This window comes from Shinella sp. 1A1 (genome assembly GCF_055379515.1).
Map to the genome: position 1 here is coordinate 1,916,534 of NZ_AP039671.1, position 26,016 is coordinate 1,942,549.

At 65.7% G+C, this 26,016-nt stretch carries 24 protein-coding genes; 10 read left to right on the forward strand and 14 right to left on the reverse strand.

Annotated features, from left to right (window positions below; translation table 11 throughout):
- The first annotated feature begins 14 nt into the window (after positions 1–14).
- Together ACZ48C_RS09535 and ACZ48C_RS09540 are read left to right on the forward strand one after the other, a co-directional pair.
- A complete protein-coding gene (locus ACZ48C_RS09535) occupies positions 15–761 on the forward strand; it encodes a copper homeostasis protein CutC (RefSeq protein WP_318909338.1) in 747 nt (248 codons plus the stop codon).
- 68 nt (positions 762–829) lie between these two features.
- Positions 830–1,327: a CreA family protein gene (locus tag ACZ48C_RS09540; protein ID WP_464782801.1), complete on the forward strand. Its 498-nt coding sequence runs from the start codon at positions 830–832 to the stop codon at positions 1,325–1,327.
- A gap of 54 nt (positions 1,328–1,381) precedes the next feature.
- Here the strand turns inward: ACZ48C_RS09540 and ACZ48C_RS09545 are convergent, their stop codons facing one another.
- The gene (locus ACZ48C_RS09545) at positions 1,382–1,735 is read right to left on the reverse strand and encodes a hypothetical protein (RefSeq protein ID WP_119256011.1); all 354 of its coding nucleotides are present in this window, start codon (positions 1,733–1,735) and stop codon (positions 1,382–1,384) included.
- A gap of 151 nt (positions 1,736–1,886) precedes the next feature.
- Complete coding sequence (locus ACZ48C_RS09550; RefSeq protein ID WP_117366518.1) at positions 1,887–2,351, reverse strand: chemotaxis protein CheW; 465 nt, start codon at positions 2,349–2,351, stop codon at positions 1,887–1,889.
- 255 nt (positions 2,352–2,606) lie between these two features.
- Between ACZ48C_RS09550 and ACZ48C_RS09555 the strand changes: the two genes are divergently transcribed.
- The 4 genes from ACZ48C_RS09555 to ACZ48C_RS09570 all read left to right on the forward strand — a co-directional run bounded on the left by ACZ48C_RS09555 (position 2,607) and on the right by ACZ48C_RS09570 (position 6,879).
- A complete protein-coding gene (locus tag ACZ48C_RS09555) occupies positions 2,607–2,765 on the forward strand; it encodes a hypothetical protein (RefSeq protein ID WP_162911309.1) in 159 nt (52 codons plus the stop codon).
- Positions 2,766–2,992: 227 nt separating this feature from the next.
- A complete protein-coding gene (locus ACZ48C_RS09560) occupies positions 2,993–3,592 on the forward strand; it encodes an SCO family protein (RefSeq protein ID WP_464780952.1) in 600 nt (199 codons plus the stop codon).
- A 78-nt stretch (positions 3,593–3,670) separates the two neighbouring features.
- Positions 3,671–4,552 (forward strand): 50S ribosomal protein L11 methyltransferase, encoded by an 882-nt coding sequence (locus ACZ48C_RS09565; protein ID WP_464780953.1) that lies wholly within the window; start codon positions 3,671–3,673, stop codon positions 4,550–4,552.
- Between the two features lie 491 nt (positions 4,553–5,043).
- Positions 5,044–6,879, forward strand: coding sequence for an aminopeptidase P family protein (locus tag ACZ48C_RS09570; protein ID WP_464780954.1), 1,836 nt, complete (start codon positions 5,044–5,046; stop codon positions 6,877–6,879).
- Here the strand turns inward: ACZ48C_RS09570 and ACZ48C_RS09575 are convergent.
- The 4 genes from ACZ48C_RS09575 to panC form a co-directional block, all read right to left on the reverse strand.
- Complete coding sequence (locus ACZ48C_RS09575; protein ID WP_424549612.1) at positions 6,869–7,180, reverse strand: AzlD family protein; 312 nt, start codon at positions 7,178–7,180, stop codon at positions 6,869–6,871. The genes ACZ48C_RS09570 and ACZ48C_RS09575 overlap by 11 nt on opposite strands.
- 2 nt (positions 7,181–7,182) lie before the next feature.
- Positions 7,183–7,917, reverse strand: a complete 735-nt coding sequence (locus tag ACZ48C_RS09580; protein WP_464780955.1) for an AzlC family ABC transporter permease — start codon at positions 7,915–7,917, stop codon at positions 7,183–7,185.
- A 161-nt stretch (positions 7,918–8,078) separates the two neighbouring features.
- Positions 8,079–8,903 (reverse strand): 3-methyl-2-oxobutanoate hydroxymethyltransferase, encoded by an 825-nt coding sequence (gene panB, locus ACZ48C_RS09585; protein WP_119256006.1) that lies wholly within the window; start codon positions 8,901–8,903, stop codon positions 8,079–8,081.
- Between the two features lie 6 nt (positions 8,904–8,909).
- The gene (panC, locus tag ACZ48C_RS09590) at positions 8,910–9,773 is read right to left on the reverse strand and encodes a pantoate--beta-alanine ligase (protein ID WP_464780956.1); all 864 of its coding nucleotides are present in this window, start codon (positions 9,771–9,773) and stop codon (positions 8,910–8,912) included.
- A gap of 281 nt (positions 9,774–10,054) precedes the next feature.
- Here panC and ACZ48C_RS09595 point away from each other — a divergent pair, with 281 nt between their 5' ends.
- The 4 genes from ACZ48C_RS09595 (at position 10,055) to ACZ48C_RS09610 (ending at position 14,489) form a co-directional block, all read left to right on the forward strand.
- Complete coding sequence (locus ACZ48C_RS09595) at positions 10,055–12,127, forward strand: DEAD/DEAH box helicase (protein ID WP_464780957.1); 2,073 nt, start codon at positions 10,055–10,057, stop codon at positions 12,125–12,127.
- Between the two features lie 68 nt (positions 12,128–12,195).
- Positions 12,196–13,023 carry a TIGR02587 family membrane protein gene (locus tag ACZ48C_RS09600; protein ID WP_464780958.1) on the forward strand — a complete coding sequence of 276 codons (828 nt, stop codon included), beginning with the start codon at positions 12,196–12,198 and terminating at the stop codon, positions 13,021–13,023.
- Positions 13,024–13,030: 7 nt separating this feature from the next.
- Positions 13,031–13,441: a TIGR02588 family protein gene (locus ACZ48C_RS09605; protein WP_464780959.1), complete on the forward strand. Its 411-nt coding sequence runs from the start codon at positions 13,031–13,033 to the stop codon at positions 13,439–13,441.
- 130 nt (positions 13,442–13,571) lie between these two features.
- Positions 13,572–14,489, forward strand: a complete 918-nt coding sequence (locus ACZ48C_RS09610) for a M23 family metallopeptidase (protein WP_464780960.1) — start codon at positions 13,572–13,574, stop codon at positions 14,487–14,489.
- Here the strand turns inward: ACZ48C_RS09610 and ligA are convergent.
- The 8 genes from ligA to ACZ48C_RS09650 form a co-directional block, all read right to left on the reverse strand.
- Positions 14,476–16,638 (reverse strand): NAD-dependent DNA ligase LigA, encoded by a 2,163-nt coding sequence (ligA, locus tag ACZ48C_RS09615; RefSeq protein WP_464780961.1) that lies wholly within the window; start codon positions 16,636–16,638, stop codon positions 14,476–14,478. The genes ACZ48C_RS09610 and ligA overlap by 14 nt on opposite strands.
- Positions 16,639–16,864: 226 nt before the next feature.
- Positions 16,865–18,535 (reverse strand): DNA repair protein RecN, encoded by a 1,671-nt coding sequence (recN, locus tag ACZ48C_RS09620; protein WP_119255999.1) that lies wholly within the window; start codon positions 18,533–18,535, stop codon positions 16,865–16,867.
- A gap of 21 nt (positions 18,536–18,556) precedes the next feature.
- Positions 18,557–19,423 (reverse strand): outer membrane protein assembly factor BamD, encoded by an 867-nt coding sequence (locus tag ACZ48C_RS09625; protein ID WP_119255998.1) that lies wholly within the window; start codon positions 19,421–19,423, stop codon positions 18,557–18,559.
- A 154-nt stretch (positions 19,424–19,577) separates the two neighbouring features.
- On the reverse strand, positions 19,578–20,537 hold the full coding sequence (lpxC, locus tag ACZ48C_RS09630; protein ID WP_424549579.1) for a UDP-3-O-acyl-N-acetylglucosamine deacetylase: 960 nt from the start codon (positions 20,535–20,537) through the stop codon (positions 19,578–19,580).
- Between the two features lie 330 nt (positions 20,538–20,867).
- The gene (gene ftsZ, locus ACZ48C_RS09635) at positions 20,868–22,625 is read right to left on the reverse strand and encodes a cell division protein FtsZ (protein ID WP_464780962.1); all 1,758 of its coding nucleotides are present in this window, start codon (positions 22,623–22,625) and stop codon (positions 20,868–20,870) included.
- 96 nt (positions 22,626–22,721) lie between these two features.
- Entirely contained in the window at positions 22,722–24,053 is a 1,332-nt protein-coding gene (gene ftsA / locus ACZ48C_RS09640; RefSeq protein WP_119255996.1) for a cell division protein FtsA, read from the reverse strand.
- Positions 24,050–24,970: a cell division protein FtsQ/DivIB gene (locus ACZ48C_RS09645; RefSeq protein WP_424549577.1), complete on the reverse strand. Its 921-nt coding sequence runs from the start codon at positions 24,968–24,970 to the stop codon at positions 24,050–24,052. Before ACZ48C_RS09645 ends, ftsA begins: the two co-directional genes overlap by 4 nt.
- Positions 24,958–25,884 (reverse strand): D-alanine--D-alanine ligase, encoded by a 927-nt coding sequence (locus ACZ48C_RS09650; RefSeq protein WP_119255994.1) that lies wholly within the window; start codon positions 25,882–25,884, stop codon positions 24,958–24,960. Before ACZ48C_RS09650 ends, ACZ48C_RS09645 begins: the two co-directional genes overlap by 13 nt.
- Between the last annotated feature and the right edge of the window lie 132 nt (positions 25,885–26,016).

The following is a 26,016-nucleotide window of genomic DNA, read 5'->3' on the forward strand; positions in this document are numbered from 1 at the left end:
CACGGACAGATTACATGACCAAGCCCCTCATCGAACTCTGCGTCGAAGGCATCGACGGTTTCCTCGCGGCCCAGGAGGCCGGCGCCGACCGGGTGGAGCTCTGCGCAAGCCTGATGGAGGGCGGCCTGACCCCGAGCCTCGCCACGATCCGCGCCGCCGTAAAGGCCGCGCGCATTCCCGTCCACGTCATCATCCGCCCGCGCGGCGGCGACTTCCTCTATTCGGATACCGAATTCGAGACCATGGTCGAGGACATCAGGGCGCTGAAAAGCGAGGGCGTCTCCGGCGTCGTGATCGGCTGCCTCACGCCGGACGGCCGGATCGATGAGGAACGCACCCGCGCGCTGGTCGAGGCGGCACGGCCCATGTCCGTCACCTGCCATCGCGCCTTCGACATGACGGCGGATGCCGGCGAGGCGCTGGAGGCCCTGATCCGCTGCGGCATCGACCGCGTGCTGACCTCCGGCCAGCGCGACACCGCCGTCGAAGGCATTGCCATCCTGAGAAGCGCGGTCGAGCAGGCCGCCGGCCGTATCGTCATTATGGGCTGCGGCGCGCTCGACGCCGGCAACATCCGCAAGGTCCGCGACGAGGCCGGCCTTGCCGAGATGCATTTCGCGGCGCTGACGACCGTACCGAGCGGCATGGTCTTCCGCAATCCGCATGTCGGCATGGGCGGCACCGAGAAGGACCGCGAATACGAACTGACATTGACGGACAAGGACGCCGTCCGAGCGACCATCGCCGCCGCAAAATCCTGACGCGCCACCTTGCGGGCAGCGGTCGGTTATCCCTACCTTTCACGGGAACAAGGAGACCTGCCATGCCCATGCCTTCCGCCCCTGCCTGCCTGCGCACCACTCTCACCGCCGGCCTGCTGGCCGTCGCCGCTCTTCCTGCCGCCGCAGATACGGTCGGCAAGGTCGGCGTCGACTGGATCGGCAACGATATCTATGTCGATGCGGTGAGCGATCCCAAGGTCTCCGGCGTGACGTGCCACGTCACCTATTTCGACCGCTCGGTCATCGACCGCCTGCAGAAGGGCAACTGGTTCGAGGACCCGTCGAACAACGCCATCTCCTGCCAGCAGACCGGTCCGATCACCATCGACGATATCGATCTTTCCCGCGGCGGCGAGGAGGTCTTCAAGGCCGGCCTGTCGCTGATCTGGAAATCGCTGATCGTCACGCGCGTCTACGACAAAAAGAACGACACGCTGATCTACCTCGCCCATTCGCGCGAAGTGGTGAACGGCTCGGCGAAGATGTCGATTTCGACCGTCCCGCTCTATGGCGAGACCGTGACCTGGACCAGGGGCAAACCATGAAAAACGCCCCGGCCGTGATTGGCTCGGGGCGCGGTTCGCGAAACGGCAAGGCATCTACCTCACATAGACGATCTTGCTGCCGTCGGCCGCCGTTTTGATTTCGACGACATTGTTGAGCTGGACGTTCTTGGAAGCAAGAAGCGCCGTCAGGTCCGGGTTGGACTGGAGTTCGGCCTGCACCCGCTCGACCGAGGCCGGATCGTTCATCCGGTGAGAGAGGCGGTCGAATTCGCCGCGCTGGCTCTGGTCCATTTCCAGCGTCGACATCTGCACGACACTCACGTTGTCGGTGCCGATCGAGCCGGTGGTCATCCTGTCCGCATCCATGCCCTGCTGGGCATAGGCGACGCCTGCGACGGGCGACACGGCGAGAAGCGAGGCAAGGGCGATCGTAACTGTCCTGTTCATTGTCATTCTCCACTGTTTTCATTTGCGGAAGCATGGAGAAAACGGGAGGAGTCTCGTTTGGTTCCTCATGGATTTTCACGAGAACGTGCGCAGCCGAAAGCGCCCGGCGGACACGACGGGCGTTTTCGCTGAAATTCCGGTGCCTTCGGCCTCAGGCGGCCTGGGCGAGTTCGTCGGCGATGACGGTGTCGAGGTTGAGGAAGCAGACCATCGACTTTTCCAGCGCCACGATGCCGCGGCAGAAGGCGCGCTGGGCTTCCGGGATGATCTCCGGCGCCGGCTGCAGGGCTTCGCTCTTGATGGTCATCATGTCGGAGACCTGCTCGACGAGGAGGCCGACCAGCTTGCCGGCGATATCCGTGACGATGATCGCGGAGCGCTCGGACGGCTCGGTCATCTTCATGCCTAGACGGCAGGCCATGTCGATGACCGGGATCACCGCGCCGCGCAGGTTGATGAGGCCGAGCACATAGGGCGGCGTGTGCGGCATCGGCGTCACCGGCGCCCAGCCGCGGATTTCGCGGATGGCCATGATGTCGATGCAGAATTCCTGCTCGCCGAGATGGAAGGAAACGATTTCGAGATAGGCGCCGGACTGCTTGATGGCGTTGGACATGGACAAGACCTCTTCCCGACGAGGGAGCGAACTGTGAGAGATGCGCGGCGCGCCGTTCGGCGTGCGGCGGACGTCATGTCCCGGAGCCCGAGGGCCTGATGCGCGTCATGGCAAGGTGACAAAGAGAGATTAAACAATGCCTAAGGAAACCTTGCAGAATGAGGTATTCCGGCCGGTTTCGGCACATTGAAACGCCTGACGTAACGGCAGGTCGGGGCGGTTTCGAACATGGCCGTTCCGTGCTATGGTCCCGCCATGGACAAGACAGCCCGCCGATATACCGTCGTTCCCGCCGCGCTGGTCGCGCTCGGGCTCGCCGTCATGGTCGCGACGGCGGCCTTTGCCGGCTGGCTGGAGCACGGCACGGCGATCTTCCTCAGCCTTGCCGAATCCGGCATGTCCTGGTGCTTCTGATCACAATCGCGCGAGCCCTTCCGCTTTGCCGGCATTGCGGCAATTGGCGCGTTTGCGCGCCCTGCGCCGAAGGACTATGACACCGGGCGAGCGGCGTTGCCGACATGAGCATTTCCAGCCGAAGCGGGATCGCTTCGGCGCCGGACAATGCGGCGAAACAAAGAGTTGGGGCGCTTTCGCGATTCGAAGAAAAGCGGAAATGCTCCGGAGCCCACCGAAGGACTGCCATGAAGACCCTGCGCCTCGTACTCTGGATCGCCGTCGCGCTCGTCGCCGGCCTGCTCGGCTGGTTCACGCTGGAAATGACCCGCTCCAAGGACCAGGTGGCGAGCGGCCCCTTCGGCGTGCCCTTCGAACTCGTCGCCCAGGACGGCAAGCCGATCACCGAGAAGGCCTTCACCGGCAAGCCGACAGCCCTCTTCTTCGGCTTCACCCACTGCCCGGAAGTCTGCCCGACGACGCTCTTCGAGCTCAACGGCTGGCTCGAAAAGGTGGACCCGGACGGCAGCAAGCTGCAGGCCTATTTCGTCACCGTCGACCCGGAGCGCGATACGCCCGAGCTGATGGGTCAGTATGTCGGCAACGTCTCCAAGCGCATCACCGGCATTTCCGGCCCGCCGGCCAAGGTGCTGGACATGGTCAAGGGCTTCCGCGTCTATTACCGCAAGGTGCCGCTCGACGAGGAAAAGCCGGACGGCGACTACACGATGGACCACACGGCCTCTGTCTTCCTGCTCGACGCGACCGGCCGCTTCACCGGCACGATCTCCTATGGCGAAAACCCGGACGTCGCCGAAAAGAAGCTCGCCAACCTGATCAAGGGATAAGCGCGCTTACCGGCGATCCACCTTTGCCCTCGGCTTTCGGACATGCTAGGCGGACCTGAAACAACAGGAACCCGGCCCGTGAGCGAAATCCGCCTCTATATCAGCACCACCGAGCAAAAGGCGGAAGCGGCGCTTTCGCTGATGAGCGACGCCTTCGAGGAAGAGGGCTACGCCATCGCCACGATGGAGATCGACGAGAAGAACGACGTCTGGGAAGCCTCCATCTACATGTTCCGGCCGGAAGAGGCAGAGATCCACGAACGCTTCGCCGCCCTGCTCGCCGCCGACTTCCCGGGCGTCGAGATCCAGCGCGAGGTTCTTCCCGATATCGACTGGATCGCCAAGTCGCTCGAGGGCCTGAAGCCCGTGCGCGCAGGGCGCTTCGTCGTGCACGGCTCGCATGATCGCGACACGGCGCGCGCCGGCGAGATATCCATCGAGATCGATGCCGGGCAGGCCTTCGGCACCGGCCACCACGGCACGACGGCGGGCTGCCTGGAGGTCATCTTCGACGTGATGCGCAAGCGCAGGGTAAAGCGCGCGCTCGACCTTGGAACGGGCAGCGGCGTGCTGGCGATCGCCGCGCGCAAGCTCGCCCCCATCCGGGTGCTGGCGACCGACATCGACCCCATCGCCACCCGCGTCGCGCGCGAGAACGTGCGCCTCAACGGTATTGCCTCGGGCATCGCGCTGGAAACCGCGCCGGGCTTCCACTCCACCGCCTTCGGTCGCCACGGCCCGTTCGACCTGATCATCGCCAATATTCTCGCCCGCCCGCTGATGCGCATGGCCCCGCAACTGGCGGCGCAGCTCGCCCCGAACGGCGACGTCATCCTGTCGGGTATCCTCGCCTCGCAACGCTGGAAGGTGCTCGCCGCCTATAACGGCGCGGGCCTGCGCCATGTGAAGACCATCTGGCGCGAAGGCTGGGTGACGATCCACCTCGACAATCGCCGCTAGGCTTCTCTCTCCCCATCTCCATCACCCTCGGGCTCGCCCCGAGGCCATGGCGCGATGTCGACTGGAAATCCGGGCAAAATAAAAGGCGGTGCCAGAGGCACCGCCTATGGACCGGCGAACCGGCCTGCCCGCGAGCTTGAGGAGGAGGAGTGCTCGAGCGGACCTATGTGTTCCGAGCGCCTTCCCGGAGGAGGGAGGAGGAGTGACCGGCAAGACGCCTGATCGGAACACCTAGCTATGTGCGACACGAAGGACTGGAGGAACTTTCACTTCGTTTCGCTTGAAGCGCGTTTAAGTTCGCTTCGTTGACGCCGCTTATAATCGATAGAAAAAATAGAGATAGTCCCTTTTGCGTCATGGGTGCCATGCGCGGAGCGCATAAGTCCAATCTGAGACCTCTCGATCCGTCCGTATGCTCCCGCCCGCGTTTCCCTCCCTGCCGGGATCGGTTAGATTGCCGGCACGATTCATCGCCTCACCGGAAGCCACCCATGTTCCAGAGTTTCGACGTCACCTCCACGCCCCAGTTCGGCCGCGAGCGCGCGGACGCGCTGCGCGCCTCCTTCGACACGCTCGGCATCGACGGCTTCCTCGTGCCGCGCGCCGATGAATATCAGGGCGAATATGTGCCGGCCTCCGCCGAGCGCCTGTCCTGGCTGACGGGCTTCACCGGCTCGGCGGGCGTCGCGCTCGTCATGCGCGGCGAGGCCGTGGTCTTCGTCGACGGGCGCTATGTCACGCAGCTCGCCGAGCAGGTGGACGGCGCAGTCTTCACCGGCGGCGACCTCGTCGGCGAACCGCCGAATCTCTGGCTGCAGAACCATGCGCCGAAGGGCTTCCGCCTCGGTATCGATCCCTGGCTGCACACCGGCGCGGAAGTGCGCCGGCTGGAAAAGGCGCTTGCCGGCCTCGGCGGCGCGCTCGTGCTCCTGCCGCACAACCCGCTCGATCGCATCTGGACCGGCCGCCCGAGCGAACCGCTCGGCCGCGTCGCCATCCAGACCATCGACCATGCCGGGGAGCTCGCCAGGGAAAAGCTCGTGAAGATGGCCGAGGTGACGGCGAAGGCCGGCGCGGACGCCCTCGCCGTCACCGACCCCTCCTCCATCGCCTGGATCTTCAACATCCGCGGCAGCGACGTGCCGCACACGCCCCACCCGCTGGCCCGTGCCATCATCCCGGCGAACGGCCGTCCGCAGCTCTTCCTCGACAAGCGCAAGACCGGCATCGAGCAGGAAGCCTATCTCACGCAGCTCGCCGACCTCGTGCCCCCCTCACAGTTCGACGAACGCATCGCGGCGCTGGCGGCGGAAGGCAAGCGCATCTTCATCGACCCGGACCACGCCCCCTTCGCGCTGGCCGAGATCGTCCGCAGCAAGGGCGGCACGCTCGTCGAGGCCGCCGACCCGGCCCGCCTGCCCCGCGCCTGCAAGAACGATGTCGAGCTTCAGGGCTCCGCCCGCGCCCATCTCCAGGACGGCGCGGTCATGGTGGAATTCCTCGCCTGGCTGGACAGCACGACCCCGGGAACCGAGACCGAGATCGCCGTCACGAAGAAGCTGGAAGAGGTACGCCGCCGCGTCGGCGAGCGCCAGCAGAACCCGCTGAAGGACATTTCCTTCGACACCATCTCCGGCGCCGGCGCGCATGCCGCCATCATGCATTACCGCGTGACGACGGCGAGCGACGCGGCGCTCGAACCGGGCACGCTCTTCCTCATCGATTCCGGCGCGCAATATATCAACGGCACGACGGACATCACCCGCACGGTCGCCATCGGCGCCGTGCCGGAGGAGCAGAAGCGCTTCTTCACGCTGGTCCTCAAGGGCATGATCGCCATCAGCACCGCCCGCTTTCCCAAGGGAACGCGCGGCTGCGATCTCGACCCCCTCGCCCGCATCGCCCTGTGGAAGGCCGGCGCCGACTTCGCGCACGGCACCGGCCATGGCGTCGGCTCGTATCTCTCGGTGCATGAAGGCCCGCAGCGCATTTCGCGGCTTTCGACACAGGAGTTGCTGCCCGGCATGATCCTCTCGAACGAACCGGGCTACTATCGCCCCGGCAGCTTCGGCATCCGCATCGAGAACCTCGTCCACACCCTGCCGGCCGCGCCCGTCGAGGGCGGCGATATCGACATGCTCGGCTTCGGGACACTGACCTTCTGCCCCATCGACCGCCGTCTCGTCGTGCCGGCGCTGATGACGGACGAGGAGCTCGCCTGGCTCAATGCCTATCACGCCGAAACGCGCGAAAAGATTGCGCCGCTCCTTTCGGACGACGCGACGAAGGCATGGCTGGAAAAGGCGACGGCTCCGATCAGCCGATGACGTGGCGCAGGATCATCACGACGATCCAGCCCACGCCCAGCATCGGCAGCAGCGAGATGCGCAGGCCGACGAGGAAGGCGACCGCCATGGTGAGGGTGACGTCGAGGCCGCCAGTCACGGCGGCCGGCGCCACCAGCGTCGTCAGGACCGCAGCCGGAACGGCGTTCAGCGCCGCTTCGGCCCGCGGCGGAATGCGCTTCATGCGCGTGATGAAGACATAGCCGCCAATGCGCGTGAGATAGGTGGCGATCGCGCCGGCCGCGATGATCAGCAGCGTCTGGGTGTGGAACATAGCGTCCATGCTCATGCCTCCCCTTCGATGGTATCGCCGATGGGCGCCGCGCTCTCTTCCCCCTCGATGGGCATGATGGCGGCGACGGCGATGCCAGCCAGCGCGCCGAGGCTGACATGCCAGGGCGAGCCGACGAAATGCAGCGCCAGGATCGAGCCGACGGACGAGGCAAGCACCACCGGCAGCCAGTTCGCCCGGCTGCGGAAGCCGAGCACCAGCCCCATGAAGTAGATCGGCAGCAGCACGTCGATACCGATGGCCTTGGGATCGCCGATGAGGTTGCCGAGGAAGCCGCCGAGCAGCGTCAGGAAGAACCAGGGAATATAGACGCTGAGGCCGAGCACCAGAAACCAGACATAGCCGACGCGAATGCCGGCATCGGCCCGCCGCTCCGTCTCGGCGAATTGCGGATCGACCAGCAGGAAGAGCCCGGTCGCCTTCTGCCAGAAGGTGAAATGCCGGATATGCGCGGCAATCGCCGCCGAATAGAGCACGTGGCGGAAATTCACCGCGAAGATCGACAACACCACCAGCCACGGCGCGACATGGTGGTTGAACAGCTCGACGCCGACGAGCTGGCTCGCGCCGGCATAGAGCGTGGCGCTCATCAGCGCCGCTTCGGCGATGCTGAGGCCATTGTCGACGGCGACGGCGCCGAACAGCACGCCGAACGGCGCGGCGGCGAGCGCGATGGCCAGCCCGCGCCGGGCGGCGTCGCGGATTTCTTCTTTCGTGGCGGGTGTCATGGGTTCTGCTCTCTTGCGTTGGCTGAAGCCATAGAGCAGGCACGGTCCACCGGCAAACCAATATGGCTGATGGACCGTTCAGCAGGATTGATCGATCGGCGCCCTGTGACGACCGGCGCTGATGGATGAAGATCAGGAGGTGGGCCTCCTGATCTCCAGGCTCAGCTCTTCTTGAGCTGGAACGTATGTTCCGGCCCCGGGAAGCTGCGGGCCTTCACCTCCTCGGCATAGGTGGCGAAGGCTTCGCTCATCACCGGCGCCAGATTGGCGAAATGCTTGACGAAGCGCGGCTTGAAGTCGGTGAAGATGCCGAGCACGTCGTCGACGACGAGAACCTGGCCATCGCAGGCCGGCGATGCGCCGATGCCGATGGTCGGCGCCTTGATCTCGGCGGTCACCTCGCGCGCCACCGGCTCGACCGTGCCCTCCACCACGATGGCGAAGGCGCCGGCATCGTCGATGGCCGCGGCGTCCTTGCGGATCTTGTCGACTTCCTTGTCGTTGCGGCCGAGCGTGCGGTAGCCGCCGGTCGTGTTGATGAGCTGCGGCATAAGCCCGACATGGCCGAGCACCGGAATGCCGCGCTGCGTGAGGAAATGCACCGTCTCGGCCATTTCCGCGCCGCCCTCGAGCTTGATAGCCGAACAGCCGGTTTCCTTGAGCACCCGGGCGGCGGTTGCGAAGGCCTGCTCCTTGGACTGCTGGTAGGAGCCGAACGGCAGGTCGACCACGACGCAAGCATTGGACGAGCCGCGCATGACGGCCTGTCCATGGGCGATCATCATCTCGATGGTCACGCCGACGGTCGAATCGAGGCCGTAGAGCACCATGCCGAGGCTGTCGCCGACCAGCATGAAATCGACATGCGGGTCCATCAGCTTGGCAACCGGCGTCGTATAGGCGGTGAGACTGACGATCGGGCGCTGGCCCTTCAAAGCCTTGATGTCGGCGGGAGCCAGACGGCGTTTGGCGGTGTGTACGCTCATATCACGCTACCTTTTCGCGTTTTTCGGGCCGATGACCCGGTTATCGAGGAGTTTCGTGCCCCCAAAGCGCACGAAAAGCAACAAAAGAACCGGCCTGTCGCTGACGCTGCCGATCTCGGCCAGCGTGTCGGGATCGCGGATGGCGACCACTTCGGGCCTTGCCAGCGGCTCCGCGGCGATGAAGGCCGTCACGGCCGCTTCCAGCCGCTTCGCATCCGTCTCGCCCGCCGCGATCAGCCGCTCGGCCTCTTCCAGCGCGCGCGGGACGATGGCGGCAGCGGCGCGCTCCTCGGCGGAGAGATAGACATTGCGCGAGGAACAGGCGAGCCCGTCCGCCTCGCGCACCGTCGGCACGCCGATCACCTCCAGGGCCTGCGCGAGATCGGCGACCATGCGGCGGATGATGGCGAGCTGCTGGTAGTCCTTCTCGCCGAAATAAGCGCGGTCGGGACCGGCGATGTTGAAGAGCTTGGTCACGACCGTCGCGACGCCGGCGAAATGGCCGGGACGGACGGAACCTTCCAGCTCCGCGCCGAGCGTCGGCACGTCGACCACGGTTTCCATCGGCCGCGGATACATGTCGGCGACGCCGGGGGCGAAGAGATAGTGGACACCCGCAGCCTCCAGCATCGCCTGGTCACGGGCAAGGTCGCGCGGATAGCGCGCGAGGTCCTCGTTCGCGCCGAACTGCAGCGGATTGACGAAAATGGTGGCGACGACGATGTCGTTGTCGGCGAGCGCCCGGCGGGCAAGCTCCATATGGCCGACATGAAGATAGCCCATGGTGGGAACGAGACCGATCGTCCGGCCGTCCAGGCGGTGCGGCGCCAGCGCCGCGCGCAGGTCCGCGATGGTGGTGAAGGTCTGCATCGCCGGTTCCTCCTTGCTCTCGCCCTCTCCCGCGGGCGGCCCTGTCCGCATGCCTTCTCGGGAGCATTTCGGGGAGCGCCGTTTTCTATCTTGTGCAGCGCAAAAAGACAATCGGGAAAGACTTTTGCCCGCCATCGCTTAACCCGCTGGGCAGCTTTGCGTTTTGCGCACTGTACATTTGCGGCAAGGAACAGTAGAGAGCGCCCACACACGCCCGTTACGCGCGGGCTTGAGAGTGCGGTGCAAGATCGCCGCTGAACCCGAATTCCGAAAGACCCCCTATGACGAGTTTCGAAGGCCTCGCTCCGGCGATGGCAAAGGCGTTGGAAAAACGCGGCTATACCACATTGACGCCGGTGCAGATCGCCGTCTCCGACCCGAAGATCGGCGATGCCGACGCGCTGGTCTCCGCGCAGACCGGCTCCGGCAAGACCGTCGCCTTCGGTCTCGCCCTTGCCCCGACGCTGCTTGAGGGCGAAGAGCGCTTCGGCCGCGCCGCAAGCCCCCTCGCCCTCGTCATCGCCCCGACGCGCGAACTTGCCATGCAGGTCAAGCGCGAGCTGGAATGGCTCTACGAGATGACCGGCGCCGTCATCGCCTCCTGCGTCGGCGGCATGGACGTGCGCACGGAACGGCGCGCGCTGGAGCGCGGCGCCCATATCATCGTCGGCACGCCGGGACGCCTGCGCGACCATATCACCCGGGGCAACCTCGACCTTTCCGACATCCGCGCCGTCGTGCTCGACGAGGCCGACGAGATGCTCGACCTCGGCTTCCGCGAAGACCTCGAATTCATCCTGGAAGCCGCGCCGGAAGACCGCCGCACGCTGATGTTCTCGGCCACCGTGCCGAAGGAGATCGCCGCGCTCGCGAAAAACTACCAGCGCAATGCGATGCGTATTTCGACGGCCGCCGAGAAGGAGCAGCATGTCGATATCGACTATCGCGCCCTGCTGACCGCGCCTGCCGACCGCGAGAACGCCATCATCAACACGCTGCGCTTCTACGATGCGCAGAACGCCATCGTCTTCTGTTCGACGCGCGCGGCGGTGAACCACCTGACGGCCCGCTTCAACAATCGCGGCTTCTCGGTCGTCGCCCTTTCCGGCGAACTCAGCCAGAACGAGCGCACCCACGCCCTTCAGGCCATGCGCGACGGCCGCGCCCGCGTCTGCATCGCCACCGACGTCGCCGCCCGCGGCATCGACCTGCCGAACCTCGAACTGGTCGTCCATGCCGACCTGCCGACCAACCCCGATACCCTGCTGCACCGTTCGGGTCGCACCGGCCGCGCCGGTCGAAAAGGGGTGAGCGCCCTGATCGTGCCGCTCAACGCCCGCCGCAAGGCCGAGCGCCTGCTTCAGATGGCGAACCTCAAGGCGAACTGGGCGACCCCGCCCTCGGCCGAGGAGATCCTGCGCCGCGACGACGAGCGCCTGCTCGCCGATCCGCTGCTTTCCGACAAGGTCACCGAGGACGAAGAAGCGACGGTCGCGGCGCTGGTCGAGAAGTTCGACGCCCGCCAGCTCGCCGCCGCCGTCACGCGCTTCTTCAAGGCCGGTCGCTCGGCGCCGGAAGACCTGATCGAGGTCTCGCTCGAGCAGCGCAAGCCGCGCGAGCGCAGCAACGATGCCATCCCGGCCGAGACCAAGCGCCCGCGCGACAGCTTTGCCGCCAGCGTCTGGATCTCCATTTCGGTCGGCCGCAAGCAGCGCGCCGAACCGCGCTGGCTGATCCCCATGCTCTGCCGCAACGGCAACATCACCAAGAACGAGATCGGCGCGATCAAGATGCAGCCGGAGGAGACCTATGTAGAGCTCTCCGCCGATGCCTCCGACGGCTTCCTCGGCGCACTCGGGCCCAACAGCATGCTGGAGCGCGGCATCAGCGTGAAGGTGCTGGACGGCATGCCGGACCTGACGCCGCAGTTCTATGAGCGCACGCCCGGCGAGAAGACGCAGCGCTACGACCGTCCGGAGCGCCGCGCCGACTGGAAGCCGAAGGGCGAATTCGAGAAGAAGGGCGGCTACGACAAGAAGCCGCGCTTCGACAAGAAACGCGATTTCGACAAGCCGGAAGGCGCGAGCGCCAAGCCGCACTGGAAGGACCGTGGCGATAAGCCCGATTTCAACAAGGGCGACGTCGACAAGAAGCCCCGCTTCGAGAAGAAGCGCGACTTCGACAAGCCGGAGGGCGCAAGCGCCAAGCCGCACTGGAAGGATCGAGAGGACGGCGGCAAGAAGCCTGCCAAGCCCTTTGCCGGAGCAAAGCCCTTCAAGGGTAAGCGCGACGAGACGTTCGCCAAGCCCAGCGACGCCCGCAAGCCGAAGGGCAAGAAGCCGGATCGGCATTGAAATGCACGCGGTGCGGAACTTGCAGGTCCGCACCGCGTTTCCCCCGCGCTTTGCGAGGGGATTCATGAATGGCCGTTGCCGAGGATGAGACAAACGGGTTCAGCCGGTTCGTGACCGGTCTGGGGCGCGGTGTCGCGGGCGCGCTGTTCCTCGCGCTTCCGATGCTGATGACCATGGAGATGTGGCATCTCGGCTATTACATGGCGCGCGAGCGTCTTTTCCTGCTCCTGCTTCTCAACATTCCGCTCCTTGTCCTTCTCGCCCACCGCATCGGCTTCGAGAATATCTCGACCTGGCGCGAGGCGGTGCGCGACGCCATCATCGCCTATGGCATCGGCATCGTGACGAGCCTCGTCGTGCTGGCGGCGCTCGGCCTCCTGCGCGGCGGGATGCCTGCGGCCGAAATCGTGGGAAAGACGGCGCTGCAATCGGTGCCTGCCAGCATCGGGGCCATGCTCGGCCGCAGCCAGCTCGGCCATGAGGAGACGGACGACGGGAAGAAAGGCACCTATCCCGGTGAGCTCCTGCTGATGGCGACGGGCGCCCTCTTCCTCTCGCTCAACATCGCACCGACCGACGAAATCGTGGTGCTCGCCTACAAGATGACGGCATGGCACGCGCTTGTCGTCGCCCTGTTGTCGATCGCCCTCATGCACGGCTTCGTCTACGCGGTCTCCTTCATCGGCGGCCACGAGCTTTCGCCCGAGACGCCCTGGTGGCACGCCTTCGTGCGCTTCACCCTGCCCGGCTATGTGGTCGCGCTCGCAATCTGCGTCTTCACGCTGTGGATATTCGAGCGGCTCGGCGACAGTTCGGCCGTCGAGATCATGCTTTCCGTCATCGTGCTCGGCTTTCCCGCCTCGCTCGGCGCCGCCGCCGCGCGGCTGATCCTGTGAGGCTGCCATGACACGATCCGGCACAGGCCGCCACCGCGAACGCCACGACCCGCACTGGATCGAATGGCTGACGGGGCTCGTCTCCGCCGTCCTGATCGCCGGAATGCTCTCATGGATCGGCTGGGAAGCCGTCACCCGCAAGGCGACCCCGCCCGACCTTTCCATCACGGTACTGGCAACGGAAGCCACCGCCGCCGGTCACCGCGTCGCCTTCGACATCTACAATTCCGCCACCACCACGGCCGCCTCCGTCACCGTGATCGGCCGGCTGACGGAGGGCGACAGGATCGTCGAGGAAAACCAGGTCACCTTCGACTATGTCGCCGCCGAATCGAAGTCGACCGGCGCCATCCTCTTCCGCAACGATCCTGCCGGCCGGGACCTGGACATCCGGGCCGCCGGCTATACCGATCCTTAGGAAAGGCCGATAAGTTGCGGAAAGGATTCTGAAAAGCGGAACCAAATCCATCCACGCGGATTGTCCAGCAACGATAACACCCGTGTCCGGTGGTGAGGGAGGGCATGGCTGATCCAGCAAGGTCGGAACCATGGAACTGCCTCTTCTCATCCTGTTGACGACCCAGGTCCTGCTTCCGCTCTTCTTCCTGCTGTGGCTCTGGCTGCCGCGCCCCGCCGACCGGCTGGGCTGGGCGATGCGCGTGCTCTACGGAGCGAGCTACTTCGCCTTCATCCTCGTGATCGGCCGCTGGGATTTCCTGAGCGCGGATCTGGCGCTGGTCCTGCCCATCCTCTTTGTCGCCCTCGCCGCCCTCTCCTACCTGCGCGTGCGGGATCGCCATTGGAACGGGGCCCGCTCCGCCATCCGCAAACATGGCCTGACGGCGGCGATGGCGGTCTTCTTCCTCGCGCTGACGGCCCGCGCGCTTTCCGGCTACGGCTATCAGGAAACCGCGGTGGAGCTTGCCTTCCCCTTCGGCCCGGGCACCTACTATATCGGCCAGGGCGGCGGCGCGACGGCGATCAACTACCACCATGCGGAGCGGAGTCAGCGCTACGCGCTCGATATCGTCGCGCTCAACCGTTTCGGCGCGCGGGCAAACGGCCTGATGCCCGAGAACCTCACCGACTATGTCATCTTCGACCGCGAGGTGAAAAGCCCCTGCACGGGCGTCGCCATCTCCGCCCATGACGGCATCGCGGACAATCCCATCTCACAGACCAATACGAGCGAGCCCGCCGGCAACCACATCATCCTTGCCTGCGGCACGGCGCGCATCCTGCTCGCCCATTTCAGGAAGGGCTCGATCGCCGTTTCGGGCGGCGCGATCGTTACGGAGGGCGAGACGCTCGGCCGGGTGGGCAATTCGGGCAACTCCTCGGAGCCGCACCTGCATATCCACGCCTATCTCGGCGGCACGCTCGAGCCCGATGCCGGCCTCGGCGTGCCGATGACCTTCGACGGCGGCCGCTTCCTGGTGCGCGGCTCGACCGTCACGATCCCCTGATGCGGTCGAACCAGCCGTCCTCGTCGATCACCTCGACATCGAACTCGCGCGCCTTGTCGAGCTTGGAGCCCGCGCCAGGGCCGGCGACCACGAGGTCGGTCTTCTTGGAGACGGAACCCGCCACCTTGGCCCCCAGCCGCTCGGCCATGGCCTTGGCCTCGTCGCGCGTCATCTTCTCCAGCGAGCCGGTGAAGACGACCGTCTTGCCGGCAACCGGGCTCGACGTCGCCACCACCGCCTCGGCTGCCTCCGGCACCACCTCTTCGAGAAGCCGGCCGAGCACGTCGAGATTGCGCGGCTCCTTGTAGAATTCCACGATGGCCCGGGCGACGACCTCGCCGATGCCGTCGATGCTGTTGAGTTCGCTCCACGCCTCGCCCGAAAGCGGCGCCGCCGCCTTCATCGCTTCCTCGAAGGCGGCATAGGTGCCGTAGGCGCGCGCCAGGATCTTGGCATTCGTCTCGCCGACATGGCGGATGCCGAGCGCATAGATGAAGCGGTTGAGGGCAATGGAGCGCCGGGCATCGATGGCGTCGAAGAGCTTGCGAACGCTGACCTTGCCGAAGCCGTCGATATTCTCCAGCTTGAGCAGCAGCGAGGCTTCCTGCCGCCGCTTGAGCGTGAAGATATCGGGCGCCGTGCGGATCGACAGAGACGGGTCCTCCGCCTCGAAGAAGAAGTCTATCTGCTTGGAGCCGAGCCCCTCGATGTCGAAGGCGTTGCGCGAGACGAAGTGCTTCAGGTGCTCCACCGCCTGCGCGCGGCAGACGAAGCCGCCGGTGCAGCGCGTGACGGAATCGAGCCGGCCCGTCTTCTCGTGGCGCTCGCGCACGGCGTGGCTGCCGCAGACCGGGCAGATCTTGGGGAATTCGTAGGGTTGTGCTTCCGCCGGCCGCTTCTCCATCACGACGTCGAGCACCTGCGGGATGACGTCGCCGGCCCGCTGGACGATGACGGTATCGCCGATGCGGATGTCGTGCCCCTCCTCGCGGATGCGCTCGCCGCTATTGCCGATGCCCTCGATATAATCCGCATTGTGCAGCGTGGCATTGGTGACGACCACGCCGCCGACGGTGACGGGCACGAGGCGCGCGACGGGCGTCAGCGCGCCGGTGCGCCCGACCTGGATATCGATCTTCTCGACGGTGGTGAAGGCCTGCTCGGCGGGGAACTTGTGCGCCGTCGCCCAGCGCGGCGAGCGCGAGCGGAAACCGAGGCGCTCCTGCAGCGCCAGCTCGTCCACCTTGTAGACGACGCCGTCGATATCGTAGTCGAGGTCCGGCCGGGCAAGGCCGATCTCGCGGTAATGCGCGATGATGTCGTCGACGCGGGTCAGCCGCTCGGTCATCGGATTGACGGGGAAGCCCCAGGATTTCAGCACGCCGATCATGCCGAACTGCGTGTCCGCCGGCATGTCCGACATCTCGCCCCAGGCATAGGCGAAGAAGCGCAGCTTGCGGCTCGCCGTCACCGAGGCGTCGAGCTGGCGGAGCGAGCCGGCGGCCGTGTTGCGCGGATTGACATAGGTCTGCTTGCCTTCCGCCGCCATCTTCTCGTTGAGCGCGAGGAAGTCGCTCTTGGCCATGTAGACCTCGCCGCGCACCTCCACGACGGCCGGCGCGCCGGCCGGCAGGCGGTCGGGGATTTCGGTGATGGTCAGCACATTGGCCGTGACGTTCTCGCCCGTCGTGCCGTCGCCGCGGGTCGCAGCGGTCACAAGGCGGCCGTTCTCGTAGCGGATCGACATGGAAAGCCCGTCGATCTTCGGCTCGGCGGTGAAGGCGATCGAATCGTCCGGCAGGCGGCCGAGGAAGCGGTAGACCGAGGCGACGAAATCCCGCACGTCTTCATCGGAAAACGTATTGTCGAGCGAGAGCATCGGGCGGGAATGGGTGATCGGCGCGAAGGTCGCAAGCGGCGCGGAGCCGACGCGGCGCGACGGGCTGTCATCGCGGACGAGCGCGGGAAAGCGCGCCTCGATCGCCTCGTTGCGGCGCTTCAGCGCGTCGTAGTCGGCATCCGAAATCTCCGGCGCGTCCTGCCCGTGGTAGAGCTCGTCGTTGCGCGCGATCTCCGCCGCCAGATAGGCAAGCTCCGCTGCGGCTTCTTCTTCGGTCAGGGTCTCGACGGGGGTCTTCGCGTTCGCCATGGCATGCTCCGGATTTGGGAGTCGTTTTAGAGCAAAGCTGACGAAAGGAAAGATGCGAGGCGCCGGATCGACCCCTCATCCCGCTGCCGCGACCTTCTCCCCGTAAACGGGGAGAAGGGCCATGCCGCCAGGATTTCCCGCATCACTGAAGAATGGCGAAAACAGCGCGACATCCTCCTTCTCCCCGCCTGCGGGGAGAAGGTGTCGGCAGGCGGACGAGGGGCGGCTATACCCCGCCCGACAGCAGCCGTGCCGCCGCCGCCCGCGCCTCGTCGGTCACGGAGGCGCCGGCCAGCATGCGGGCGATCTCTTCCGTACGGGCGCCGTCGTCCATGCGGGCGACGCGGGTGGCGACGGTCTCGCTGCCCTCCACGGGCCCCTTCGAGATGAGGAGATGCGTCGCCGCGCGCGCCGCGACCTGCGGGGCGTGGGTGACGGAAAGCACCTGCACCGTGGAGGAGAGCCGCTTCAGCCGCTGGCCGATGGCATCCGCCACCGCACCGCCGACGCCGGTGTCGATTTCGTCGAAGACGAGGGTCGGCGCCGAGCCGCGGTCGGCCAGCGCGACCTTCAGCGCCAGCAGGAAGCGCGACAGCTCGCCGCCGGACGCCACCTTCATGATCGGGCCGGGACGCGTGCCGGGATTGGTCTGGACGTGGAATTCGACCGTGTCGATCCCCTCCTCCGCCCCGCCTTCGGGATCGGTGGTAATCTCGACGGTGAAGCGCGCGCGCTCCAGCTTGAGCGCCGGCAGCTCGGCCATGACGGCGGCGGCCAGCGCATCGGCGGCATGGTGGCGCTTTTCCGAAAGCGCGCGGGCGGAGACGGCATAGGCCGCGCGCGCCTCATTGAGACGCGCTTCGAGCTGCACCAGCTTCTCCTCGCCGGCGTCGAGATCGGCAAGGTCGGCGATCATCTTCGCCGCAAGCGCCGGAAGGCCGGTAACGGGAACCGAATATTTGCGGGCGGCGGCGCGCAGCGCGAAAAGCCGCTCTTCCGTGCGCTCCAGTTCCTTGGGGTCGTATTCCGTCTTGCGTAGCGCCGCCTCGACGGCCATCTGCGCGTCGGAAAGCTGGTTCAGCGCCTGGTCGAGCAGCTCGACCGTCTCTTCCAGCAGCCCCGGCGCCTCGTGGCTCTTGCGCTCCAGCCGGCGCACGAGCGCGGCGATCAGCGGCACGGGCGAGGCATTGCCGTTCAGGAACTCGCTCGCCTCGTTGACGTCGCCGGCGATGCGCTCGGCCTTCATCATGCGGGCACGCACTTCGGCCAGCGCATCCTCCTCGCCGTCCTGCGGCGAAAGGGTCTCGAGCTCCTCGACGGAGGAGCGCAGATAATCCGCCTCGCGCGCGGCGGCCTCCACCTTCTCGCGGTGTCGGCGCAGCGTGCGCTCGGCATCCTTCCAATGATGATACAGCGCGCCGACATCGCCCGCCGCTTCCGCAAGGCCGCCGAAGGCGTCGAGCAGCAGACGGTGGGCGTCCGTATCGACCAACGCGCGGTCGTCATGCTGGCCATGGATCTCGACGAGAAGCTGACCGGCTTGCCGCATCAACTGCACGGAGACCGGCTGGTCGTTGACATAGGCCTTGGTGCGGCCGTCGGCCGATTGCTGGCGGCGGAAGATGAGGTCGCCGTCGTCGTCGATGCCGTTGTCGCGCAGGAGCGCGCGCGCCGCGTGGCTCATCGGCACGTCGAAGACGGCCGTCACCTGGCCGCGCTCGATGCCGTGGCGCACCAGCGAACCGTCACCGCGCCCGCCGAGCGCCAGCGAGAGACTGTCGAGAAGAATGGACTTGCCGGCGCCCGTCTCGCCCGTCAGCACGGAAAGACCCGGCTCGAATGAAAGGTCGAGCCGTTCGATCAGGACGATATCGCGGATCGATAGCTGCGCCAGCATTGCCGCATCGTTTCTCTTCGCTCAGGCGCCGATCAGCTTCTTGCCGGCGCGCGCGATCCAGGAACCGGAATTTTCACGCGGCTCGAGACCCTTGGTCTGCAGAAGCTTGTAGCTGTCGGAATACCACTGGCTGTCCGGGTAGTTGTGGCCGAGAACGGCGGCCGCCGTCTGCGCTTCGCTGTCGATGCCCATCGCGTAGTAGGTCTCGACGAGACGCGCCAGCGCCTCCTCGATCTGGTTGGTCATCGGATACTTCTCGACGACGACGCGGAAACGGGTCGCCGCGGCGATATATTCCTTGCGCTCGAGATAGTAGCGGCCAATCTGCATTTCCTTGCCGGCGAGCTGGTCGCGGGCAAAGCGGATCTTCGCCTGCGCATCCTCGACATATTCCGAGTTGGGATAGTTGTCGACGACGGCCTGCATGGCCTCCATCGTCTGCTGCGAGGCGCGCTGGTCCTGCGTCACGCTCGGGATCTGCTTCCAGTAGGCAAGGCCGATGATGTACTGCGCATAGGCCGCATCTTCCGACCCCGGATAGAGCGACAGGTAACGCTTGCCGGCGGTGATCGCCTCTTCGTTGCGGCCCTGGCGATAATTCGTGAAGGCCAGCATGACGAGCGACTTGCGCGCCTGGTCGGAGAACGGGCTCTGGCGGTCGACCGCCTCGAACTTGCGGCCCGCCTCACCCACCTTGCCGGCATTGAGGTTGGCAAGGCCCTGGTTGTAGAGCGTGTCCGGGGATTCGGCTTCGCCGGTCAGTTTCGTGATGTCGATGTCCGGGTCCGACTGGCAAGCAGAAAGACCAATCGAAGACGCCGTAGCGAAAAGCGTAAGATAGACAATGCGCGCCGTCTTCTTCACACCAACAGACCCTGCAACAACCATGTGACAATCCCAGTTAACGGCACTTGAAGCGGACAGGCCGCACACGCGCCCCGCGTTGTATCTCCAAATACAGGAAGATCGCAACGCCATGCCGACGCATTAACGCATTTTTATGGCAATCGTACCGGGAGGATGACGCCGGGCCGCCCCTGGCTCAAAGAGACCAGGGCGCAAATTCCGGAGCGTTGACGGCGATCAGCTCGCGCTGGCCGGCGCGCGAACGCGGCGCAGAAGCCTCGACCACCTCATAGGCGGTGCGGTCGCTGAGCAGCGCCTTGAGCGCATAGGCATTCATCTTGTGGCCGCCGCGATAGGAGCGGTAGCAGCCGATGAACTGCGCACCGGCAAGGGCGAGGTCGCCGACGGCGTCGAGCGTCTTGTGGCGGACGAACTCGTCCTTGGCGTAACGCAGGCCCTCGACATTGATCACGGTGTTGTCGTCGGAGATGACGACGGAGTTTTCCAGCGACGAGCCGAGCGCATGGCCGGAAGCCCAGAGCCGCTCGACATCGCGCATGAAACCGAAGGTGCGGGCGCGCGACAACTCGTTGCGGAAGGTGGTGGAGGTCAGGTCGCCCTTCCAGGACTGGCGGCCGATCAGCGGGCAGTCGAAATCGATCTCGACCTCGAATCGCGTACCGCCGTCATAGGGCAGGAACTCGGCCCAGGACGCGCCGGCTTCGATTCGCACCGGCTTGACGATGCGGATATAGCGGCGCTTCACGGAGAGCGCGACGAGGCCGACCTGGTCGATGGCGTCGATGAAGGGGGCGGAGCTGCCGTCCATGATCGGCATTTCGGCGCCGTGCACTTCGATCAGCACATTGTCGAGGCCGAGCGCGTAGAGCGCAGCCATGACGTGCTCGACCGTGGCGATCGACGTTGCGGGGGAAAAGCCGAGGACGGTGCAGAGGTCGGTATTGCCGACCTGCGAGGAGACCGCGCGGTATTCGCTGACCGTGCCGTCGTCGTGCAGGCGCTGGAAGACGACGCCGCTGTCGGCCTCGGACGGATTGAAGGTGATCGATACGGCCGCGCCGGAATGGACGCCCGTCCCGGAAATTGTCACCGGGCTGGAAATCGTCGTCTGGAAACCGAGCATACCGATCGTCATCTGCATTCGCCTTATCTTACTATCGGCTCATTCTTCGCCGACATTGTCTGTCCAGGGCTCAGGAAGCCATTCGCCGGACGCGCTACGTCCGCCGACTTTCATGCCGGACCGTCTGGAGTGTGATGTGCGCTCCGGCAAGGCCTTCCGCGCGAATCCTGACTATCCCCTTTGCCCAGCCTGAATGTAGTAGGCCCCTCACCTTCAGACAAATCACTGTTTCTTTCGTTTTGTTACGCATGTTTCAGCTAACAAGTTATTGAAAGGAAACGGAAATAAAAATGCCCGGATCGGCGATCCGGGCATCTTGTTTCAGGGGCTACCCGAAGGGCCTCAGTTGGACTGCCGGCGGAGGAACGCCGGGATTTCCAGCTGGTCGTCTTCCTGCAGTGCGCGCGGCTGCGGATTGGCGCGGCCGTGATCGTCGAGCTGGCCGCGACGCGGTGCGTAGAGACTGGCTTCGGCCGAGAGCGGGCGGCGCTGCTGCTGGGCGGCAGGGGCGGCCTGCTCCTGTGCATGCGCTTCCTCATGACGGCCGAGCGACGAGGTCAGGCGCTTGAGGAGACCCATCGGGCCGCGCTCTTCCTGGTGTCCCATGGCCGGCTGCTGGGCGGTGCGGTGGTCGATTTCCGCCTGCACGACCGGCGGGAAGTCCTCGATCTTCGGCATGCGCATGGCCTGCGGCTCCTGACGGATGATCGGAGCGGCGGGCTCGACGCGCTGCTGCATGACCGGGGCCTGCTGCACGGGCTGCTGGACCGGGACCGAACGCTGGACGACCGGCATTTCGGCGGGCGCTGCGAAGATGCGGTTCTGCAGGCGCGGCTCTTCGTGATGCACGGCGACCTGCTGGACCGGAGCCGGGCGGCTTGCCGAGATGGCGAGTTCCCGCTCGAGGTTTTCCTCGGAAGCGCGGATCGCTTCGGCAATCGGGTCGATGACCGGCTGCTGGGCGACCGGCTGCTGCATGACCGGCTGGTGCTGCATCACGGGCTGCTGCGCGACGGGCTGCGGAGCGGCGGCGACGGGCTGGACCTGCGGCTGGACCGGAACGGCGGCCGACGGACGGACTACTGGCTTGCTATGGCCGCGAAAGTCAGCAGAACGACCGGCCACCTCCGAGGCCGAGCGGTCGATGCCGGTGGCGACGACGGAGACGCGGATGAGGCCTTCGAGCTCTTCGTCGAAGGTGGCGCCGAGGATGATGTTCGCATCCGGATCGACTTCCTCGCGAATACGGGTCGCAGCCTCGTCAACTTCGAAGAGGGTGAGGTCGCGGCCGCCGGTAATGGAGATCAGGAGGCCCTGCGCGCCCTTCATCGAGGTTTCGTCGAGCAGCGGGTTGGCGATGGCGGCCTCGGCGGCGGCCATTGCGCGGCCTTCGCCCGAAGCTTCGCCCGTGCCCATCATGGCGCGGCCCATCTCGCGCATCACCGAGCGGACGTCGGCGAAGTCGAGGTTGATGAGGCCTTCCTTGACCATCAGGTCGGTGATGCAGGCGACACCCGAATAGAGCACCTGGTCGGCCATCGCGAAGGCGTCGGCGAAGGTGGTCTTGTCGTTGGCGATGCGGAAGAGGTTCTGGTTCGGGATGACGATGAGCGTGTCGACCGACTTCTGGAGTTCCAGTATACCTTCTTCGGCAAGGCGCATGCGGCGGCCGCCTTCGAAGTGGAACGGCTTGGTGACGACGCCGACGGTCAGGATGCCCTTGTTGCGGGCAGCCTGCGCGACGATGGGAGCCGCGCCCGTGCCGGTGCCGCCGCCCATGCCGGCGGTGACGAAGCACATGTGGGTACCGTTGAGGTGATCGATGATCTCGTCGATGCACTCTTCGGCGGCCGCGCGGCCGACTTCCGGCTGCGAGCCGGCGCCGAGGCCTTCGGTGACCTGAACACCCATCTGGATGATCCGCGAAGCCTTGGTCATGGACAGCGCCTGGGCGTCGGTGTTGGCGACGACGAAGTCGACGCCTTCGAGGCCCGCGGTGATCATGTTGTTGACGGCATTGCCGCCGCCGCCGCCGACACCGAAGACGGTGATGCGGGGCTTCAGCTCAGTGATGTCCGGCTTCTGCAGCTTGATAGTCATTGCATTGTTCCTTTCGTTTCCGGCCGCTTCGCCCAGCCGGTCTATTCACGATACTCGTTGTCGGTCTTTCCCGGCGGCGCGCCGCCGGGAAACCCGTCAGAAACTTTCCTTCAGCCACTGGCCCATGCGGGCGATGCGGCCGTTGCCACCCGTGAGCTGCGAGAGCATGCCGCCCTGCACAGCGTGTTCTTCCAGTTCCGCGACCTGCGGATAGATCATCAGACCCACTGCGGTCGAAAAGGCGGGGCCCTTGGCCGCCGTCGGCAGGCCGGACACGCCGAGCGGCCGGCCGATGCGGACATTGCGGGCGAGGATGCGGCGGGCCGCTTCCGGCAGGCCGGTCAGCTGGCTCGCGCCGCCCGTCAGCACGATCCGCTTGCCCACGATCGGCGAGAAGCCGGAACGCTGGATGCGGTCACGGATAAGTTCAAGCGTCTCCTCGATCCGAGCCCGCACGATGCGCGAGATGAGCGTGCGCGGCACGTGGGTCGGCTGGTCGCGGTCGTCCTCGCCGATCGGCGGGACGGTGATGATGTCGCGCTCGTCGCCGGCGTTCGGCAGCGCCGAGCCATGGACGACCTTGAGGCGTTCGGCATCCTCGATGCGGGTCGAGAGGCCACGCGCGAGGTCCGTGGTGACGTGGTGACCGCCGAGCGAGACTGCGTCGGAATGCACCAGCTTGCCTTCGGCGAAGACGGAGATCGTCGTCGTGCCGCCGCCCATGTCGATGCAGGCGCAGCCGAGCTCGACCTCGTCGTCGACGAGGGCCGAAAGACCGCTGGCATAGGGCGTCGCCACCATGCCCTCGACGGAGAGGTGCGCGCGGTTGATGCAAAGTTCGAGGTTCTTCAGCGCGGTGCGCTCGGCCGTCAGCACATGCATGTCGACGCCGAGGACGTCGCCGAACATGGAGAGCGGATCGCGGATGCCGCGCTCGCCGTCCAGCGAGAAGCCGGTCGGCAGCGAATGGAGGATGGCGCGGTCCTGGCGCAGCGACTGCTGGCCGGCGACGGCGAGCACCTTGCGCAGGTCGTTGGCGTCGACTTCCTGGCCGCCGAGGTCGATGGTGGCGGTGTAGACGTCGCTCTGGAGGCGGCCGGCGGAAACGTTGACGATCAGGCTCTCGATGGTGAGGCCGGCCATGCGCTCGGCCGCGTCGACGGCAAGGCGCACGACGCTCTCGACGGCGTCGAGGTCGGTGATCACGCCGTTCTTCACGCCGCGGGATTTCTGGTGGCCGATGCCGATGACTTCGACATTGTGCGTGCGGCCCGGCAGGATCTCGCTCTCGGCGCGCGGCGTCAGCCGGCCGATCATGCAGACGATCTTGGTGGAACCGATGTCGAGGACCGAAACGACGTGAGCACGCTTGGAGGAAAGCGGCTTCAAGCGCGGCAGACCGAAATGGGACGAACCGAAAATGCTCATGTGCGCTTCGCTGCCTTCTTCAGGTCCTTTGCCCTCTGCTCGACCGCCGCATTGCGGCGTTCCAGCGCCCCTTCCGTGAGCCGCACCGTGGTGCGGTCCTCGAGCCGCAGGTCGACCGCGGCGATGTCCCGTTCCAGCAGCCCCTCCTCGCCTTCCAGCGTCGCCAGCATGTCCATGGCGCGCGGCACGTTGTGCTCCGGCAGCTTCACGACGATGCCATTGTCGAGGCGCAGGTCCCAGCGGCGGCCGGCGACCCGGATATAGGCCTTCACCCGCGCCTTGATCTCCGGCCAGTTGTCGAACTCGTCGGCAAAGCCGGCGGCGGCCGTCTCGGCGTCGCGGCCGACGAAGAGCGGCAGAGAGGAGAACTTGTTGTCACGCAGCGGCGCGATCACCGAACCGTTCTTCTCGATCAGCGACAGGTCGTTGCCATGCTGCCAGATCGCGAAGGCCTCGCGCTCCTTGAGCGCGATCTCGATGGTGCCCGGATAGACCTTGCGGACGGAGACGTCCTGCACCCAGGGCAGATCGGCGAGCTTGGCACGCGCATCCTTGACGTCGAGCGCGACCAGCGAGGTCGTGCCGTCGAGGCCGAGGCGTTCGAGGATGTCGATCTCGGATGTCTCGCGGTTGCCGGAGACCTTCACGTCCTCGATGGCAAAGCCCATCGCGGTGGTCGAAGCCTGGGCGAAATCCTGCGAATGGCCGCCCAGCGACATGCCGTAAAGGCCGGTCGAGCCGAGGAACAGTACCGTCGCGACGCTGCCGGTATGGCGCGGGATGGCGATGCGGCCGGCAGCAAGGCTGACGAGGAAACGCACGACCCGGCGCAGCGGCCGCGGCAGCACGCGGCCGGCTTCCGGCTCGGAAAGCCCGGCGGGACGCACCCTGCTCTTCCTGAGGCTCAACGCAAGCACGACGCGTCCTCCACCATCCACTTCAAGAACTCACCAAAGGAATGGCCGGCATGGTCGGCCATTTCGGGCACCAGGGAGGTAGGGGTCATGCCGGGCTGGGTGTTGATCTCCAGCCAGATAAGCTCGCCATTCTCGGAAAAACGGTCGTCGTAGCGGAAGTCGGAACGGCTGACGCCACGGCACCCGATCGCTTGATGCGCCTTGAGTGCGAGTGTTTGTACTTTTTGGTAAATATTCGGTGAAATTTGCGCCGGGATGACGTGTTTCGAACCGCCTTTTACATATTTGGAATCGTAGTCGTAGAAGGAATGGCCCTGCGGAATGACTTCCGTGACGCCGAGCGCGACATCGCCCATGACGCCGCAGGTCAGCTCGCGGCCATAGACGTAGCGCTCGACCATAACGCTGTCGCCATAGCGCCATTCCGAGGAGGTGATGATCTGCGGCGGATGCGACTGGTCTTCCTTGACCATGACCACGCCAAAGGACGACCCCTCGCGCACGGGCTTGACCACATAGGGCGGCTTCATCGGATGGCTGGAGGTGAAGTCGAAGCGATTCATCAGGCGCTGCTCGGCAACAGGAATGCCGGCCGCCTTGGCGATGATCTTCGCCTGCGCCTTGTCCATGGCGAGCGCGGAAGCGAGCACGCCGGAATGGGTATAGGGAATTTCCAGATATTCGAGGATGCCCTGGATGGTGCCGTCCTCGCCGAAGGGACCGTGCAGCGCATTGAAGGCGACGTCCGGCTTGAGATCGGCAAGCACGCTGGCGACATCGTGACCGACATCGACGCGCGTGACCCTGTAGCCGACAGCCTCGAGCGTATCGGCGCAAGCATTCCCCGACGAAAGGCTCACCGGCCGTTCCGACGAAAAACCACCCATCAGCACCGCGACATGCTTCACGCTCATAGAACCCTCGACTGTATTCCGCACACTGCCCCTCGACCCTTGCGCGGACCTGATTTGCCTTGTGGTCCGACTCGACGGGCGAGTTGGGACCACTAGAGCGCCATTAAGGTTAATGAAGCGTTTACTTTCGTT